Annotated in this window: 12 protein-coding genes and 1 pseudogene; 8 read left to right on the plus strand and 5 right to left on the minus strand. The window is 39.8% G+C overall.

The window, feature by feature from the left end; all coding sequences use genetic code 11:
- Positions 1–230, plus strand: a pseudogene (locus tag U1E44_RS10745) (hypothetical protein); the annotation flags it as partial.
- A gap of 225 nt (positions 231–455) precedes the next feature.
- Here the strand turns inward: U1E44_RS10745 and U1E44_RS10750 are convergent.
- From U1E44_RS10750 to U1E44_RS10760, 3 genes are all read right to left on the minus strand, one after another.
- On the minus strand, positions 456–698 hold the full coding sequence (locus tag U1E44_RS10750; protein ID WP_322931088.1) for a hypothetical protein: 243 nt from the start codon (positions 696–698) through the stop codon (positions 456–458).
- Positions 699–793: 95 nt separating this feature from the next.
- Positions 794–3,208, minus strand: coding sequence for an outer membrane beta-barrel family protein (locus U1E44_RS10755; RefSeq protein ID WP_322931089.1), 2,415 nt, complete (start codon positions 3,206–3,208; stop codon positions 794–796).
- A gap of 96 nt (positions 3,209–3,304) precedes the next feature.
- On the minus strand, positions 3,305–5,707 hold the full coding sequence (locus U1E44_RS10760) for a TonB-dependent receptor (protein WP_322931090.1): 2,403 nt from the start codon (positions 5,705–5,707) through the stop codon (positions 3,305–3,307).
- A 197-nt stretch (positions 5,708–5,904) separates the two neighbouring features.
- On the opposite strand from U1E44_RS10760, the gene lepA reads away from it, so the two are divergent.
- Both lepA and U1E44_RS10770 read left to right on the plus strand, forming a co-directional pair.
- Complete coding sequence (gene lepA / locus U1E44_RS10765) at positions 5,905–7,701, plus strand: translation elongation factor 4 (RefSeq protein ID WP_322931091.1); 1,797 nt, start codon at positions 5,905–5,907, stop codon at positions 7,699–7,701.
- Positions 7,702–7,815: 114 nt separating this feature from the next.
- The gene (locus U1E44_RS10770) at positions 7,816–8,049 is read left to right on the plus strand and encodes a hypothetical protein (RefSeq protein ID WP_322931092.1); all 234 of its coding nucleotides are present in this window, start codon (positions 7,816–7,818) and stop codon (positions 8,047–8,049) included.
- A 33-nt stretch (positions 8,050–8,082) separates the two neighbouring features.
- Here the strand turns inward: U1E44_RS10770 and U1E44_RS10775 are convergent, their stop codons facing one another.
- Entirely contained in the window at positions 8,083–10,233 is a 2,151-nt protein-coding gene (locus U1E44_RS10775) for a cation:proton antiporter (protein ID WP_322931093.1), read from the minus strand.
- Positions 10,234–10,404: 171 nt separating this feature from the next.
- Positions 10,405–12,279, minus strand: a complete 1,875-nt coding sequence (locus U1E44_RS10780; protein WP_322931094.1) for a cation:proton antiporter — start codon at positions 12,277–12,279, stop codon at positions 10,405–10,407.
- A 161-nt stretch (positions 12,280–12,440) separates the two neighbouring features.
- Between U1E44_RS10780 and U1E44_RS10785 the strand changes: the two genes are divergently transcribed.
- The 5 genes from U1E44_RS10785 to U1E44_RS10805 all read left to right on the plus strand — a co-directional run bounded on the left by U1E44_RS10785 (position 12,441) and on the right by U1E44_RS10805 (position 19,526).
- On the plus strand, positions 12,441–13,301 hold the full coding sequence (locus U1E44_RS10785) for an MBL fold metallo-hydrolase (protein WP_322931095.1): 861 nt from the start codon (positions 12,441–12,443) through the stop codon (positions 13,299–13,301).
- 78 nt (positions 13,302–13,379) lie between these two features.
- Positions 13,380–15,014: a S8 family peptidase gene (locus U1E44_RS10790; RefSeq protein WP_323673882.1), complete on the plus strand. Its 1,635-nt coding sequence runs from the start codon at positions 13,380–13,382 to the stop codon at positions 15,012–15,014.
- A gap of 3 nt (positions 15,015–15,017) precedes the next feature.
- The gene (locus tag U1E44_RS10795) at positions 15,018–16,904 is read left to right on the plus strand and encodes a M1 family metallopeptidase (RefSeq protein WP_322931097.1); all 1,887 of its coding nucleotides are present in this window, start codon (positions 15,018–15,020) and stop codon (positions 16,902–16,904) included.
- A 502-nt stretch (positions 16,905–17,406) separates the two neighbouring features.
- Complete coding sequence (rnpA, locus tag U1E44_RS10800) at positions 17,407–17,790, plus strand: ribonuclease P protein component (RefSeq protein ID WP_322931098.1); 384 nt, start codon at positions 17,407–17,409, stop codon at positions 17,788–17,790.
- A gap of 107 nt (positions 17,791–17,897) precedes the next feature.
- Positions 17,898–19,526 carry a S41 family peptidase gene (locus U1E44_RS10805; protein WP_322931099.1) on the plus strand — a complete coding sequence of 543 codons (1,629 nt, stop codon included), beginning with the start codon at positions 17,898–17,900 and terminating at the stop codon, positions 19,524–19,526.
- The last annotated feature ends 108 nt before the right edge of the window (positions 19,527–19,634 follow it).

Below are 19,634 nucleotides of genomic sequence, written 5' to 3' on the forward strand. Positions count from 1 at the left end.
ATTTTAATGAAAAAATTAACCGCTTAATTAATAATCGAAATTTAAAAGATCACTCTTGTTTTATAGGGGTCAAAACAAAAGGCTACGAAGTTGAAATAATTGACCAATCTGAAAATGAATTAATTAAAGAGTTACTCGAAGCAGAGAATGATTTAATTAATTTAAATTTAGAATTAAAAACCTTTATGTCGTTTGACAAAAATTTAGACATTAAATTATTAATTTATTAAAAACACTATTGCCAACAATGGCTATAAGTAATTGCTTGTTCTCGCCTACTTCTGAAAATCCTCGCGGATTTTCAGTTTGGTGTGTACTTGCTAAATTAGTAACTTTAATACGCAACTACTCATAGCCGAGACCGTTGCCCACAAGTTAACCAAACCCGAACGCAAGTTATTTGACATCATAATTATCGGCTGATTAAGAATAAAAACCAATCAAAAAAGGGAAGCCTACAAGTCAATAATTGCTTTTTTAGCATCTTCAATGCCTCTCCATTCTACACTGGTTAGATAATGACAAACAAAATCTGAAGTTAATATAGTATTTAAATTGTCTATTTCACCTTCATTCCAAACCTTATGATATTCCAAAACAACTTCTTTGTTTTTCTCTAAAATCGAATTCTTATCAGTTAATTGGCAACCATAGAATAGTAATATTGTAGTTAGAAATAATGAAAATGCTTTATTCATTTGTCTCTAATTTGAAAGGTTATTCTTTTTTATACTTCTGACTAACGTGGCAATCTTTGCTAATGTCATGAATATGAAGCGCCAACGTTAGCTGCTTACTGCGCCAACCGATCCCTTTCTTTGTTGTCAATACGCCTTTGGTTGTCTTGCAATCTAAAGTTGCCAAAATTATAGGTAAAACCAAAGCGGACAAACCTTGTTTCCGGCTGCGAAAAATAGGCATTGTCCTGATTAAGATATCGGGCGGTTTGCCGGGAAACGGCCTTTTTCAACAAATCTTCTGCCGCTACCGAAATTACAGCCCGTTTATTCCACAGCGATTTGCGTAACCCCAGTGTAAGGTCTGTAGACGAACCCAATACATAGTTCCCTTGTAAAAATCGAGAGAAATAGGTAAATGCTACCTCGCCGGTAAAGGTGCCGTCTTTGGAAAGGGTGAGGTAGTTATTTAGGGAAACATAATATCCCTCCACCTTATTGGTGTAGGGCTGGTTGCCGCTTTCTTCGGCCAAAAACGTTTCATCTTCGGCAAACAAAGACATATAACTGTACAAATACCAAAAATTAGTAAGCGATTTACTGTAGGTAAAGTCCAAACCGTAAGAAGTGCTCTCTAACACATTTTGTCGAATTTGGCGCAGTGTAAGGTTTTGATTGTCCTGAAAACTGAGGTCGCTAATATAATTGCCATTGTCTCTGTAGTAGATATCAAAAAAATAAGTGCCTTTAAGGCTATAATTAAGGTTGAAATTATGACTAAACGTGGGCTGCAAGGTAGGATTCCCCACAAAAAAATCGTTTTCATTTACAAAATAGCGAAAAGGGTTTAGGTCCTGATACTTGGGCCGCTGTAATCTGCGGCTATAATCAAAAGAAAAGCTATGAATGTCCGATGGGCTATGCAAGAGATAAATTGTGGGGAAAAGTTTAAAGAAATTCTGAATATTTTCGGTGTCTAGGGTAAGCGATTTTCCTTCCACGTCCGTATATTCACCGCGTACACCACCTTTAATTGACCATTTTTCCCAATCTTTGGACATACTGATATACCCGGCCCACACATTTTCATTGTAAATAAAGTCATCTGAAAATTCCGGATTAAAAACCTGATTACCACCCTGAACATTAAAAAAATCGATGCCGCTTCTGGAACGAATCGAAGAAAATTTAGCTCCGGTTTCCCAAGTAGCACCCTCCAAAGGAGTAACGTAATCCAGTTGTCCCGTAGCTATATCTACATTTTGTCTGGCATTCGTAAAAAACGAAAAATTTCGTATAAAATCACCGGAAGGGTTAAAATAATCTGATGAAACGCGTTGCTTCTGATCTTCAGTAAACGCTGTATAATGGGCATTTATGGTAAGCATACTGACTTCTCGTTTAGGAAGGTATTTATAAGATAGATCCACAGCAATATTGGTGTTATCGTTATCCAATCTGCTATTGGTAGTCAGTGTAGAATCGAGTAGATTTTGTCCATTTCTTATTTCGGTTTGTAGGTTGTTTTGAAACGATTTATCGGGCGAAAAAACCAAATTAGAGGTTACATTAAGGCTATTTCTATCATTAAAAGCATAATCTAAAATAACATTTGCATTTTGAGCTGCCGATCGGGTTAGCTTGTTAAAATCGGTTGTCCATCTCGAAAAAATGGTATTGCTTTCATCTATAAAATTGATGGGGTATTCGTCTTCTTTAAATTCTTTTTTTGGACTTATGGTATAATTGGCAAACACATTTAGCTTATCCGATTTAAAGTAGTGACTGGTTCCTAGCGCATACTTTGGAAAAATAGCCTGTGTAAAAGTACCGGTAACACCACCTTTATAGCCGGCAGCCACATTTCTGGTGGTAATGATATTGAGAATAGGACCGCCCTCGGCTTCATATCGGGCAGGAGGATTAGGTATTACTTCAACAGACTTTATGGCACTACCCGATAATCCTTCGAGCAAATCTTTAACCTCCGACGAAGATAATTGCACTTTTCGGTCATTAAGGTAAATGGTGGCGTTCTGATTGCGTATGAGAAACTCATCTTGCATGGAAATTACCCCCGGTGTATTCTTTAAAATTTGCCATGAACTGCCTTCGGAAACCACTGTATTTTCTACATTAAATACAATTCTATCGGCTTTTCGTTCCATGGTTGGTTGTTTGGCGGTTACCACAACCTCATCTAACATTTCTGCCTCAATAGTGATAATTAGAGTGCCTACATGGGTGTCTTTAGAAATATCTAAGGGAATGCGTGGAGAGAATTTACCCATATAACTTGCCTGCATAAAATAGAGATCGGACACTACATTCTCTATCTGAAAAAATCCATTTTCATCTGTAGAAACTCCTTTAATCATAGTAGTATCCGCAATCCGAAGCAGGTACACATTAGCAAATGGAATAGGTTCATTGGTTTGGTCCTTGACCCATCCGGACAACGTAAATTCTTGCCCTATGAGCACCATAGGCATCAAAAAAAAACATAGCCCTAACGGTATTAGATACTTCACTTCGGTTTGGGGTTATCCTTCAAATCTAACTAAAAAAAATGAGGTGTTTTTAATACTGATGCTATAATCTAATTCTGTTACCTACTGTAAGAGGCATTATAATCGTTTTCTTTCCTCTAAATTTTTTGATTTATAATTGTCTTTAATTCGAGTATTTCCAAATTTGTAACGAAGCCCAAAGGTAAATAATCGATTCTCGGGACGGTATAAGGTACTGTTATCTTGATTTAAAAATTGGCGGGTATTCAGTAGATTTCCTTGGTTAAAGATATCTTGAAGCCCCATGGAGATTACAAAATTATTATTCCAGAACGATTTTCGAAAGGTGATGCCTAATTCGCTATAGCTGTCCTGCACAGAATTTCCGATGGCTAAGGGTGAAAAATACGTAAATCCCACATCGGCCATAAGACTTTTGTTTGATAAAAAAGTAAAGCTGTTATACGTTTGTAAAAACCAAGTAAACTGTTGGTTATCAACAAAAAGTCCGGAATCGGCATCCTGAAATTTAAACCGGTTTTGATAAAAACTGGTCAACATATACACATCCCAAAATGGAGTTAGCATTCTGTTCACTACCGCATCTACACCATACGAAATTTGATGTTCCATATTTAAATTAATGAAACGCAATATGCGCGAATCGTTGTCTTGAAACATAAGAGGCGTAAAAGGATCTTGTTCATTTCTATAAAAGAATTCTAGCGTATATTTTTTATCATAGGTATAGCCTAAAGCCACATAATTTCGAGTGGCAGGCAACAGTTCCGGATTGCCCTCTACCACCACATTGTTGCTTTGAAACAATTGAAAAGGATTGATGCTATTATAACGCGGCCGTGTAATTCTACGGTAATAATACAGATTAAGATCGTGCTTGTCTGCCATGGTATACAATGCCGAAAAGTTTGGAAAAACCTCAAAATAATCAATCTCATTGGCCGTGGCTGCGATATCTAAATTACCCGTAGCTTCGGTATATTCGGCACGTAACCCCAAGGTAAGGCTTAATTTTTCCCACTTTCCCTTGGCTCCTATATACGCGGCGTAGATCGTTTCATCATAATCAAATGTGCCTGCTTCGGTAGGATTAATTCCGGGCTGGTTTCTATCAAAACCTTCTTGGGTAATGGTGCTGGTAGAGGTAATGCCTGTATACCGAAGACCGGATTCAAACGTAGTCTTCTCACCCCAAGGGGTAACATAATCGGCTTGAACACTAAACAAATTAATGATTTGATTGGATGTAGTACTAAAGTCATTGTTTCCGACACTGTTGCCATCGACATCAAAAAAATCGGTATCCAAATTTTGATCCAATTCGTAGTCGTAATAGGTATAATGCCCCCCAACAGTTATAGACGCTCCTTCTTTTTTTAATTGATGTATAAAATCCATATAAAAGGAAAGGTTTGCAAAAGGCGCATCGGCATTAATTTGGGTGGTAAAAAAGGAGTCCGGATTGCCCAATGCGTCCACAATATCGGTTCTAGTGTTGTAATTTCTGCTCCGCCAAGGATTGATGGCATTTATGGAAGAAAGACTTATACTGCTCTTTTCATTAAGTTCCCAATCAAAAAAAGCACTGAGATTGTGAATAATTTGCCGTTCAATATTGGTTTGATTGGCCGTCCAGATGGCGGCTTCCGTATCAAAAAATTGGGTAATATCGGTATACTTGGTGAGGTCTTTTTTGCTGCCAAGGCTGTAATTTATAGAAAAATCGGTCTTTGCGCTTTTAAAATACTGATCGGTACCTAGCGTATGTTTAGCAAACACGCCTTGGGTATAGCGGTTATATACCGCCCCATTGTAACCGGCAAGCAATCCTTTTTTCATTTTAATATTGATGATCATGCCCCCTTCGGCACTAAATTTGGCGGGCGGACTGGTAATGACTTCTATCGCTTCAATGCTTCCTGCTGAAGTGCCGGACAATAGGTTGATGATATCTTCCTTGGGAAGGTTTACTCTTCGCTCGTTTATCATCACCTGTATATCGCTATTGCCCTTTATGGTGAGCTCATTATTAGCGATGACCACACCCGGTGTGCGTTTTAAGGCATCCCACATATTCGATTCCGAGATTGGCGTATTCTCTATATGAAACACCAAACGATCTGCCTTTCGCTCTAGCGTAGGGTTTTTGAACGTTACAACGGCTTCATTGAGCGCAAAAGTCGTCTCAGAAATTTGTAACACACCCAAATCTTCATCCGCATTAACTATAATCCCTAAAGGATTAGAACGATTGCCCAAATAACTGGCGGTAACTAAGTACCTTCCTTTAGGCACATCTGCCATCACATACACACCAAACTCATCACTAGAAGTGCCCTTTATAAACACAGAATCTTTTTCGGAAAGTAAAAGCACATTGGCAAAAGCGATTTCATTACCCTCAGCATCAGCAACAGATCCGGAGAGGGTATAACCTTGTGCACCGGCGAAAAACACAAAAAACAAGAAGCAATAGGTTACGTATACTGATTTTTTCACCAAATGAATCGGATTTGTTACAAACCTAAATAATTAATATGAATTTACTCACACAAAAAAAGACAAAACCGATACTTGTATGATATTTCTCAATTTTTTAAAAACACACCGCCTTATAAAACACATCCAAATTAAGCTATATTTGCAGTTGCAATATACAGTGCTGAAAGCACCCATGATATTGAAGAATCTAGTATATGAAGAACATTAGAAATTTTTGCATTATTGCACATATAGACCATGGAAAGAGCACCTTGGCCGATCGTCTATTAGACTTTACCGGATCGGTAACCGATAGGGAAAAGCAGGATCAGCTTTTGGATAATATGGATCTTGAAAGAGAGCGCGGGATTACCATAAAAAGCCACGCCATACAAATGGATTACACCTATAAGGGCGAAAAATATATCTTGAACCTTATAGACACTCCCGGCCATGTAGATTTCTCTTATGAAGTGTCTAGAGCCATTGCGGCCTGCGAAGGGGCGCTTTTAGTAGTAGATGCTGCACAAAGCATACAAGCGCAAACAATTTCTAATCTGTACTTAGCCTTAGAAAATGACTTGGAAATTATTCCGGTTCTTAATAAAGTAGATCTGCCAAGCGCCAATCCGGAAGAAGTTACTGATGACATTGTAGATCTTTTAGGATGTCAAGCCGAGGAAGTAATTCCCGCAAGTGCCAAAACTGGCTTGGGTATAGATGCCATTCTAAGTGCTATTATTGAACGAATACCACCTCCCAAAGGCAAAGAGAACGACCCGCTACAGGCGTTGGTGTTCGACTCGGTCTATAATCCCTTTAGAGGTGTTGAAACCTATTTTAGAGTAATTCATGGGGAAATTAAAAAAGGGCAAAAGATAAAATTTGTAGCTACCGGAAAAAACTATTATGCCGATGAAATTGGAACCTTAAAATTGACCCAATTTCCCAAACAAGTAGTAAAAACAGGCGATGTGGGGTATCTTATTACGGGAATAAAGGATGCCAGAGAGGTAAAAGTGGGCGATACCATAACAGATGCCGAAAACCCAACTAAAAACGCCATAGAGGGCTTTGAAGATGTAAAACCCATGGTTTTTGCCGGCATTTACCCGGTAGATACGGAAGATTTTGAAGAACTACGATCTTCCATGGAAAAATTACAACTCAACGATGCCTCCTTGGTCTTTAGTCCCGAAAGTAGCGCCGCCTTAGGTTTTGGCTTTCGATGTGGATTTTTGGGGATGTTGCACATGGAAATTATCCAAGAACGCTTAGAGCGGGAATTTGATATGACCGTGATTACCACGGTACCCAATGTAAGTTACCACGCCTTTACACGCAAATATCCCGAAACCGCAATAACTGTAAACAACCCTACCGATTTGCCCAATCCTTCTACACTAGACCGTGTAGAGGAACCTTATATAAAGGCTACCATTATCACAAAATCAGACTTTGTAGGGAACGTGATGTCGCTATGTATCGAAAAAAGAGGCTTAATCACCAATCAAACCTACCTCACTACGGAACGCGTAGAACTTACCTTTGATATGCCTTTGGCAGAAATTGTGTTCGACTTTTATGACCGCCTAAAAACAGTATCCAAAGGATATGCTTCCTTTGATTATGCCCCTATTGGTATGCGGGTTTCTAAATTGGTTCGTGTTGATATCTTACTGAATTCTCAGCCTGTAGACGCTTTATCTGCGCTTATACATATGGACAACGCACAAAACATCGGTAAAAAAATGTGCGAAAAATTAAAGGAACTTATTCCGCGTCAGCAATTTGATATTCCCATCCAAGCAGCAATAGGCGCAAAAATTATCTCAAGAGAAACCATAAAAGCGCTCCGAAAAGACGTTACTGCAAAATGTTATGGAGGCGATATTTCGCGAAAACGAAAATTACTCGAAAAACAGAAAAAAGGCAAAAAGCGCATGCGTCAGGTGGGTAATGTAGAAATACCACAAGAGGCATTTATGGCAGTGCTTAAATTGAATGATTAAAAGTAAGGCCGTCTTACTTTGTGTTTTTAACATTCGTTGCCTAGGGGTACTGCGTTTTTTTCCTACATTTGCTGAGAAAAAATCCAAGGTCAGCGGTGAGCTGCGTTATCTAAAATGAATACGTATATAGCCCGATTTTCTGCTACACATAACATTGTGATTGTAGAGCAACATTCCATATTTATCTGGCAGCAAGAAAGTGGCGAAGTAGATATAGACATGCTTAAAGGAAAAATTGCCAGAGAATCGGCGGTACATTTTTTCCGTTTGCTTATTGGTGATAATTACCAAATCTCCCCGCAAGACATTCAAGTTAAAATTTTAAAAACAGAAGCTTTTAGGGGGTAGTAAAAAATAATGGCCGGTGGTACAGGACGCTACTTATACGGAAATGTCCTTTCCTTTCTTAAAAATACCTGCTATGGTTTTCCCTATGACATCGATACCCGCTATGGCCTTTAATAGCGAGGGGTTGGTCAAATCTACTTTTCCATCTGTCGTGAACATCGACTGCGACGGATAGATCAGCAAAAAGTTACGACCCCGAAAATGCCTGTTGAGATAGGTAGGTATTTCTTCCATATTTTCTTTATACGAGAGGAGGTTTTTTCTACTAAGTACAATAACCAAGTTATCGTCTATACCAACTTCTTTGGAAAATTCAGGGAAATGATCCCAATTGTTAAAATGGACATACGCTAAGTCTATAGGATGTTTTATTTGAATAGCTTTAACGAGGTCTATGGTTTGTTTATTGGCGTAAATAAGGATTTTAGCTCCGGTATGTAGGGCTAAATTCCAGATTTTAGAGAGCCAAAACGAAAAGCCGCTTTCATATTCGGCTTTATCCGGAATTACGACCAAGTGTCGTTTTATGGTAGCAATAGGTTGTTGCGAATTGTAGATAAACGTGGTAATGTTGGTTTTCTCTAAAATTCCGCTGGTAAGATCGCCCAAAAAAGAGTCAGAATCGCCTCTTTTCAAATGCAGCCCTAACACCAAATCTGTACTATTCTCCTCCATAATCACATTGGTTAAACCTTGGATTAGATTGGTATCATACCGTAAGGTGGTTTTCATTTTGGTGTCTGTGGCTGCGGCAATACGCTTCGCTCTATCCAATAATTTCCTTGCCGATTTCTCCGCCTCAACCGAAATAATATCATTCCGTATAATGTTAATGGCGTGTAATCCTTTGACATTGTGTTTCGATTTAATAAGAATACTCAAGTTTACTAAAGCGTCAATAGTGTCTGGATTACTAAGGGGCAGTAATATTCTTTCCTCGTTCCGCTCCGCCCTTTGGTCGGCCGACTGTACTTTGAGTGCAATACGATTGGCTCCTTTTTGAGTGGCAAATGAAGCTATGGTACACGTTGCCAAAATCATGATGATGGTTCCGTTAAGTATACTGTCATTTAATAACCGTATCGGCGCTCCGCTTTCTGTGTGCCCCAAAACAATATTGTAGCCCACTAAAACTGCCGCCAAAGTGGCCGCAGCTTGTGCATTAGTAAGTCCAAAAATCAAAAGGCGTTCGTCTGCACTAAATTTAAAATTTTTCTGGATTATCCAAGCCGCCAAAAACTTAGACACCGTAGCAATTACAGACATCACTACAGCCACTTTAAGCGTTTCCAAACTGCTAAATGCCCGGTAATCTATTAGCATCCCTACCCCTATTAAAAAAAAAGGGATAAAAATGGCATTCCCCACAAAATCGATTCTATTCATGAGTGGCGAGGTAAGCGGAATAAGTCGGTTTAATGCCAATCCTGCCATGAACGCCCCTATAATAGCTTCTATGCCTGCCAATTGAGAAAGTACTGCACCCAAAAAAACCATGACTAACACAAAAATGTATTGGGAGACATTGTCTTTAAATCTTTTAAAAAACCAGCGGGCGATAATCGGAAATAGATACGTAATAATTAAGGTAAATACGATAAAAGATACCGACAGTATTATCCAGAAGTTTTTGTCCATTTCTCCGGAGGTCATGCCCACCACTATAGCTAACACCAAAAGGGATAGCACATTAGTAATTAAGGTGCTGCCAACGGATAGGTTAACCGCCAAATTTTTGGCAATTCCCAGTTTACTCACAATAGGGTAGGTAATGAGCGTATGCGAGGCAAACATACTGGCCAAAAGCACCGATGTAATCCATGTAAAGTTTAACACATACATGCCTGCCAATATGCCCAATAGCATTGGAATTAGAAAACCGTAGAGCCCTAAAAGCGTACTTTTCCCTGCGTTGGTCTTAAAATCGTTCATGTCTATTTCTAGACCCGCGAGGAACATTATGTAGAGCAGACCCGCCGTGCCAGACAAAATAATACTGCTGTCGCGAGCCAAGAGATGTAGTCCGTGCGGCCCAATGATAACCCCGGCAATAATCATCCCCAAAAGGTGGGGTAGCTTCAGTTTATCTGAAAGTATAGGAATCCCCAAAATAATAAGAAGAATAACCAGAAATTTTAAAACCGGCTCTTCTATAGGAAGTTCTATGGCTGTGGCTAGTGTCATTCAACAGATTATACATTGAAACGAATATAAGCATATTGCCTCATATTCTCGTACCCCGCAAAATCTTTAAAGCTATAGGTCTCAATATCAAACTACAAAAACCGATGACGGAGACAAGAAGCACCTTCGCCTTCATAAGCACACTTTAAGAACTGTAATGTAGCGTTGTACCTAGGTAACCCCTTCTTCGCTTTCAGTAGCCTCAAGGGCTGCCTCTTCACCGCTACCCTCTAACTGCTTCCCAAGATATACCAATTTATATCCTTTGGTAATATCCATAAAATCTTTACTGTAAGACGATATAATTAGGAGTTCGCCTTCTGGTGTCTTTAAAAAAATGGGAACCACATCGCCATCGGCTTTGGTGATTTCGATAAGTCCCTCGTAATGCTCCTTATCATTTAAGTCAATTTCATGAATTGTTGGATTTTTCCGTGCGGCTTCGGTAAGCTTTATAAAGTCGTCGGTATGAGAAAACAGCCCTTCTTTTGGGTTTTTCTCAGGATCGCCCATCTCGTCTGAAGTAACCAACCGAAAAGAACCATTTTCTCCAAATTCATCTTTATACGTGTCTATGGCATATTGATTAATATCTGAATTTCCCGTGAGTGCCATAAGATAACCTACATCATTCAATTCTATATTATCGGTTAGTGTATCGGCATAAATGTTGGAATTAATGGCTTCCAAGCCCAAATTTTTCGCCTTTTCCACATTGGTTTGGTTATTGTCTATCAATACCACATGCCTGCCGTTTTCCTGCAAATAGGCGCCAATGAGCCTAGAAGCCAACGAGGATCCGATAATGACAATGCCTTCGGACTTCTTTAAAAAAACACCTATTATTTTGGCAAATATGCGTGCCGTGGTGGCGTTTAATAAGACCGTTCCTAGCACAATCATAAATACCAAAGGTGTAATGTATTCGGCACCCGTTTCACCTCTTGCCAATAGTTTAGACCCAAATAGCGACGCAATACCGGCAGCAACAATTCCCCTTGGACCTACCCAACTAATAAAAATTCTTTCATTCCATTTTAGGCTAGATCCTTGCGTGCATAAGAGCACCCCAATGGGTCGGATTAAAAAAACAATAATTGCAAAAAGTGCTATCGTTTGCCAAGTTAGCAAAAGCTGTAGGTCTGCGATGTTGATGTTGGCCGATAGCAAAATAAACAGAATAGAGATCAAAAGTACACTAAGCGATTCTTTAAAATAGAGGAGTTCTTTGATGTTTGGAAGATTAATGTTACCCATAACCATTCCCATCACCACGACCGCTAATAGCCCCGACTCGTGGGCGAATACTTCCGATTCTACAAAAACCAGCAACACGGCAGAAAGAGAAACCACATTTAACAAATAATGCGGAATAAAATTCTTTTTAATCACAAAGACCAAGGCATGCGCAAAAGTGAATCCAAAAGAGAACCCGAAAAGCAAAATTTTTCCAAACTCCGTCAATGCTTTTAAAGTATAGCCTTCTACCTCGCCAACGCTTATAAACTCGAATACCAAAACGGCTGCTAAAGCCCCTATGGGATCAATCAAAATGCCTTCCCATTTAAGAACGGTAGATACATCCTTTTTTAGTGGAATGTTTCGCAAAATGGGGGTTATTACCGTAGGTCCGGTAACAATTATCAATGCAGAAAATAAAAAGGAAATTTGCCAACTCAGGCCAAAAATAAAATGTGCTGCCGCTCCCGCCGCAAAGAAGGTAACTAAACTGCCCAGCGTAATAAGCTTTGTTATTACAGGGCCCACATTTTTTATCTCGGATCGTTTTAAGGTAAGACCTCCCTCAAAAAGAATGATACTAATAGCCAACGATACAAAGTAATACAGGCTTTCACCGGGGAATAAGCCTTTACTGCCATTCCATATAGGTTCTATTAATTTGCTTCCATCTTGGGTATAAAGTGTTGCTATAGGACCTACAATAAGACCAATTAAGATTAAAGGTAAAATGGCGGGTAATTTTAGCCTCCAAGCTACCCACTGCGCTATAATTCCCAAGATAATAATTCCTGCCAGTTCTATCATGCAACGATATTTTTTGAAAAATAACCATTTTATTTAATTTTTCAAGGATTATCTTTAGATATGAAGCCATTTAGATTTCGTTAAAAATTAGCGAAATAGAACGCACTGCAACGTGTAACTAAACTGCTTTTAGTATTTTGCAGCATATTAGAATTTTTTTCATGACCTTATATCCTGTTGAAACGGGTAATTTTAAATTAGATGGTGGTGCCATGTTTGGGGTAGTTCCTAAATCCCTTTGGCAAAAAACCAACCCGGCAGATGCCCGTAATATGATTGATATTGCCGCCCGCAGTCTTCTAATTGAGGATGGCAACCGGCTTATTTTGATAGATACAGGTATGGGTACAAAACAATCTGAAACTTTTTTTAGTTATTATTACCGCTGGGGCAATTTTACTTTAGAGAAATCCTTACACCAAATCGGGTTTCATCCCAACGACATAACCGATGTGTTTCTGACGCACCTCCACTTTGACCATTGCGGGGGCAGTGTGCAATGGAACCCTGCCCGAACCGGATTGGTTCCTTCGTTTAAAAATGCCACCTACTGGAGTAATGAAGCCCATTGGCAATGGGCTACACAACCAAATGCGCGTGAAAAAGCATCTTTCCTGACCGAAAATATTATCCCATTACAAGAAAGTGGCCAACTAAAATTTATACCAACACCGCAAACAGATTACTTAAAAAATTCGGAACTTAATTTTGATGTGCTCTTTATCGATGGGCATACCGAAAAGCAAATGATACCGCACCTACAGTATAAAGGAAAAACAATAGTGTTTATGGCAGACCTCATCCCCACGGCAGGGCACATTCCGCTACCCTATGTTATGGGATACGACACAAGACCCTTACAAACACTTGCTGAAAAAGAAACCTTTTTACAGAACGCCGTAAAGGAAAAGTACTATTTGTTTTTTGAACACGATGCTCATAATGAAATTTGTACCCTTCAACGTACTGAAAAAGGTGTACGCCTTGATAAAATTTTTACTTTTGACGAGATTTTTGCCTAAAACAAAAAAATGGCTGTTTCATCATGGCCAGACAGCTATTGTATTTTATAACGCAAACACTAATTTTATACCTATATGATGAATTTTAAATTTTACAAACTTTGTATGCTGCCCGGTGCTTTGGCTCTTTTGCTTATGGGTTGCGGCGCTACGCAATTAATATCAACGCCTATAGCGAATATTGATACCATTCCGCTTAAAATATCGGAACTTACGGAAACCGAGAAAAAAAATTGGGGCCATTTGGATCTATTTACAGACACCATACCCGGAATGAGTATTAACAGAGCCTACACCGAAATAATAGGAACTAAAAAAGGCGAAAAGGTCATTGTGGCCGTTTTAGATTCGGGAATGGATTTAACCCATGAAGACCTAAAAAATGTGCTTTGGAAGAATCCCAAAGAAATACCGGGAAACAATAAAGATGATGATGGCAATGGGTATATAGACGATATTCACGGTTATAATTTTTTGGGCGAATCTTACAACGAACAGTTGGAATATGCCAGAATCCTTCGGTTAAAAATAGGAGATGCTGCCCTCCAAGCCAAGGCCAAAGCTAAGTTAGACAAAGAATACCCCGAAACGTTGCAAAATAAAGAACGTTATGAGCAAATTCTACAAGCAGTGCAAGCCGCCGATGAAGCGGTAAAAAAACATTTAGAAAAGGAAAATTATACCAAAGCGGATGTGCTGGCGATTAAAACCCAAGATGCCGCATTACAGCAGCAGGTGGGTATCCTCTCTCAAATGTTCAGCTTTAAAGACAGTATTCCGGAGGTTCTTTCCGAACTTAAGGATGGCATTACCTATTTCTCAGATCGTCTCAATTACAATCTAAATGTTGATTTTGATGGTCGCAAAGTGGTAGGAGATAACCCCTACGATCTTAATTCTTTGGGCTATGGTAACGGAAACCCGCAAAGCCGTACCGAAGACGAAAGTCATGGTACCCATGTAGCCGGTATTATTGCGGCACAGCGCAATAATGGCAAAGGCATAGATGGTGTGGCAAATAATGTGGCGCTAATGAGTATTAGAGCGGTGCCAAATGGGGACGAATACGACAAAGACATCGCACTAGGCATACGATATGCCGTAGATAACGGTGCAAAAATAATCAATGCAAGTTTTGGAAAATCATTCTCACCCAATGCCGATTGGGTGTACGATGCGCTAAAGTATGCCGCCGAAAAGGACGTGCTTTTTGTGCATGCCGCCGGTAATGAGGGTGCAAATTTAGACGATCCTTCCAATCCTAATTATCCTAACGACCAAATTAACAATGGTGCCGAATTTGCCGATAATGTGATTACAGTAGGAGCCTTGTCTTCCAAATACGGATCCGAAATGGTTGCTACATTTTCTAACTACGGAGCCATTAACGTAGATATTTTTGCGCCGGGCGATGCCATATATTCCAGTATGCCCAACAATAGCTATGATTTTCAGGGGGGCACTTCCATGGCGGCGCCGGCGGTAGCGGGAATTGCGGCTCTAATTCGCTCGTATTACCCTAAACTAACAGCTGCCGAGGTTAAAAAAGTGCTCATGCAATCTGGTCTTTCTTCTAAATCATCGGTACTATTGTCTGGGGATGCAGCCAAAAGCGCATTATTTAATACCATTTCTAAATCGGGAAAAATGGTGAACGCCTACAATGCGTTGATCATGGCCGAAAATCTATCTTCGGGTAAAATTAAATTATAGTCTATGCTATTTTCCTCACATCATTTACGAGGGCTATTTGTTGCCCTCTACTTTAGCGCTAGCTTCATTAATGCGCAAAACAATACGTCCTATTGGCAACAGCATGTGGATTATACCATGGAAGTAGATGTAGATGTTAACACTTATACCTATAAAGGCACCCAAAAATTAGTCTACACCAATAATTCGCCGGATGTTCTTAACAGGGTGTTTTATCACCTTTATTTCAATGCCTTTCAGCCGGGCAGTGAAATGGATGCCCGATTACAAGACATTGCCGATCCGGACAGTCGCATGTTTACAGAGGGTAAAAGCAGGATTGCCGCTTTAACGCCCGAAGAAATTGGGTATCTCCGCATTTCTTCCCTTGCGCAAGACGGGCAAAGCCTATCCTTTAAAGAAGAGGGAACCATTTTAGTGGTAGATTTGGCCAAACCCATCGCTCCGGGTGAAAAATCAACTTTAGATATGGATTTTCAAGGTCAAATACCGGTACAAATACGACGATCTGGACGAAATAATGACGAGAATGTGGCACTATCTATGAGTCAATGGTATCCGAAACTAGCGGAGTACGATTTTGAAGGCTGGCATGCAGACCCCTATATTGCAAGGGAATTTCATGGTGTGTGGGGCAATTTTGATGTAAAAATTACCATTGATCAAAAATACGTTGTAGGCGGAAGCGGTTATCTACAAAACCCGCAGGAAATTGGGCATGGTTATGACACTTCGGGTGCCGAGGGCACTGTCAAAAAAGACAAAAACAAGAAATCAAAAGCAAAAAAAACACTTACCTGGCATTTTAAAGCCCCAATGGTTCACGATTTTATGTGGGCTGCCGATCCGGATTATATCCATGATACGTTGCAGGTTCCTAATGGCCCCATGCTTCACTTCTTTTATAAAAATAAGCCTGAAATTAGGGATAACTGGAAAAATCTACAGCCCAAAACGGCCGAAGCGATGACGTTCTTTAGTAAGAATATTGGGCCTTATCCGTACGATCAATATTCGGTTATTCAAGGCGGAGACGGGGGCATGGAATATGCCATGGCTACTTTAATTACCGGTGAACGAACCTTTGGAAGTTTGGTGGGCGTTATGGTACACGAATTGGCGCACAGCTGGTTTCAGCATGTATTAGCCACCAATGAAGCAAAACATGAGTGGATGGATGAAGGATTTACTTCCTTTATTTCGGCATTGGCCATGAACGAAATTATGACCCCGAAAAAAGAGAATCCTTTTGAAGCTACCTATAACAGCTACTACCGATTGGTGGAGTCCGGAAAAGAACAACCACAGACCACACATGCGGATCGGTATGCCCTAAATTTTGCTTATGGCATTAGTGCCTATAGCAAAGGTGCCCTATTCTTATCGCAATTAGGCTATATTATTGGGCAAGATAAATTGATGGAAAGCGTACGCAACTATTACGAGAATTTTAAATTTAAACACCCTACACCTAACGATGTCAAAAGAACCGCCGAAAAAGTGTCGGGTATGCACTTAGACTGGTATCTTACCGATTGGACGCAGACCACCAACACCATAGATTATGGCATTAAGGAAGTTAGTGCGGCCAATGAAAAAACCAAGATTACGCTAGAGCGAATTGGGCTCATGCCCATGCCTATAGATGTGTTGGTTGTGTACAATGATGGCTCGCAAGAAACGTTTTATGCCCCATTACGAATGATGTATGGCGAAAAAGATAATCCGTATCCCGGTTTGGAAAGGACTGTGTTGCCAAATTGGGCGTGGGCCTATTCAACTTACGATTTTAGTATAGATAAGCCCCTTAGCAGCATACAAGCGGTAGTTATAGATCCTTCCCAGCTCATGGCCGATGTAAACGCCGAAAACAATATTTGGCAACCCTAAAAAACTCTTAGATTAGCAGCGCATGCCCTAAAACTTCTAGTATAGGAGTAGGCGCATTAATTCCATTATGCACAATGAGGCGATCGTGATTTCTGTGGGAAGGCTTAGAGCCTTTTCATAAGTACCTCACAGACGCAACGTAATTAGCGTAAAGAGGAATGATGCCTTCATTTTGCAAAAAATTAGTATCGTAGGAATAAAAAATTTCTTGAAACTGACTATCCCCGAGGCAAGCCATAGGGGTATTTCGCCAGTTTCATTTTGGCCTTTGGGCCAAAAACCGAAATTTTGTATTTCACCTCACCCGGAACTGCAAAAGCCAGTTCCGACCTCTCCAAAGGAGCGATAAATAGGAAACCCCGACCCAAGGGTCGGGGAATCTTTAGATTAAAATGTGTCCATTGAAAAAAATACAGCGTAAATTAGCTTTTTAGTCATTAAAACTTACGTTTAACGCATTGATGGTGTGCACTGCGGCTCATAAATAACCAAATGGTATTCCATGCCTAAAAGATGTACGTTTCCCAAGGAAGAAAAACTGAAAAGTAAAAAAGGTATTGAGCTCCTTTTTTCGGAAGGGAAAAGTATCTCCAGTTTTCCCCTGAAACTTATATATATCCCTACAACCACACCCCAAAAAGCACCGGTGCAAACGGGAGTAGCCGTTTCCAAAAAAAGATTTAAGAGTGCTGTTACGCGCAACCGGATAAAACGCCTTTTAAGAGAAAGCTACCGATTGCACAAACACATTATTTTTAACAACATTGAGGGAAAATTTGCGTTCCTATTTTTATATCTTGGGAAAGAATTACCAACGCAACAACTAGTAACGCAACATATGATAAGACTGTTACAGCAATTTTTGGCGAAACACAAGGATGACTAAACGTCAACCTAGAGCCGCTCAGCGCACTGTAGCATAAGTGCAGCACATATTTTGACGGTTACAACTAAAATGCAATCCCATCGAAACCAAAAAAAAATAAATGCCAAATGCGTACCTCTATTAAAAAAGCAATTGTAATACCCGCAGTAGCCTTAGTGTTATTTGTGGTAAGCAGCAGTTTTAAAAGCGACTTTTTTGAGATTGCAAAACAAATTGAAATTTTCACGACCCTCTTCAAGGAACTCAACATGAATTATGTGGACGAGACCAATCCGGCAGAACTCATGGATTCGGCTATCAAACATATGCTAGACGATTTGGATCCCTACACCAAGTTTATGAACGAACAAGATGTAGAAGCCTATAAAATAAATAATGCCGGCGAATATTCCGGAATAGGGGCAGTAGTACGATCCTATAAGGATAAGTTAGTGGTTGTAGAACCGTATAAAGATTATCCCGCAGATAAAGCCGGATTAAAGGCTGGCGATGAAATTATCAAAATTGGTGATATTACCATCGCAGATTTTAAAGAAGATGCCAGTGAACTGCTAAAAGGTGCCAACCAAACAGACGTAAATCTTACGTTCAAAAGACAGGGACAACTTCAAACAGCAACACTTAAAAGAGATGCTATAGAAGTAGACGCCGTTCCCTATTATAACATGGTAAACGATAATGTGGGCTACATTGTCTTATCCAAATTTAACGAAAAGGCTACCGCACAGACCAAAGCCGCTCTTTTAGACTTGAAAGGCAAAGGTGCCGAAAAATTAATTTTAGATCTAAGAGACAATCCGGGCGGACTCTTATCGGAGGCTATAAATATTACCAATCTCTTCGTAGAAAAAGGGGAACTTATAGTAACGACCAAATCCAAAGTCAAAAAATTTAATAGCGAATACCGCACTAGAAATGCCGCCATAGATACCAAAATGCCGCTGGTAGTACTCATTAATGGAGGAAGTGCTTCGGCCAGCGAAATTGTTTCCGGTAGCCTTCAAGATCTAGACAGAGCGGTGATTGTAGGCGGGCGAAGTTTTGGTAAAGGGTTGGTACAACGACCGCTAAAACTCACCTATGGCACGCAACTTAAGGTGACTATTTCCAGGTACTTTACGCCTTCAGGGCGCAGTATTCAGTCCTTAGACTATTGGCATCGCGATGAAAACGGAAATGCGATACGAAACACCAAATTCACTAATTTTACGACCAAAAACGGACGTATCGTACAAGATGGAGGTGGCGTGCTTCCAGACGTACAAATTGCAACATTAAAAACCAACACCCTTACCAAGTCCTTGAACCAAAACCATATTATTTTTGATTACGCTACGCAATTTTATTACAAAAACAAAATAGCCCATATTGATGAATTCAAATTTGCCGATAGCGAATTTGCCGATTTTAAAAACTATATTGAAAAAAGTAATTTTAGCTTTGAAACGAGTACAGAAAAAGCATTAAAGACAGCTATGACAGAGGAAGATAAGGTTATTTTTGGTTCTGATATTGAAGAAAATTACAGATCGCTCTTGGCGCAAATCAACAAAAGTAAAATGGAAGCGATTGAACGATCGCGCAGGGAGCTTCAAAAGAATCTTAAAGATGAAATATTGAAACGCTATTTTTATAGAGAGGGTCTTTTTGCGTATAATCTAACCCATGACGAGGCCATTTTAACCGCTACAGCGCTTTTAAAAAATGAGACCAAGTACTCAGGGATCTTAAAATAAATCGAATAGAAGCCCCGGATTTTGTATTAATGCTACAGATAAAATGGGAAACCGTCATTACGGATAGGATCGGTAATGACGGTTTTTTTACAAAAAGCGCGTGCAACC

The organism is Aurantibrevibacter litoralis (assembly GCF_034651555.1).
Classification (GTDB): domain Bacteria; phylum Bacteroidota; class Bacteroidia; order Flavobacteriales; family Flavobacteriaceae; genus Aurantibrevibacter; species Aurantibrevibacter litoralis.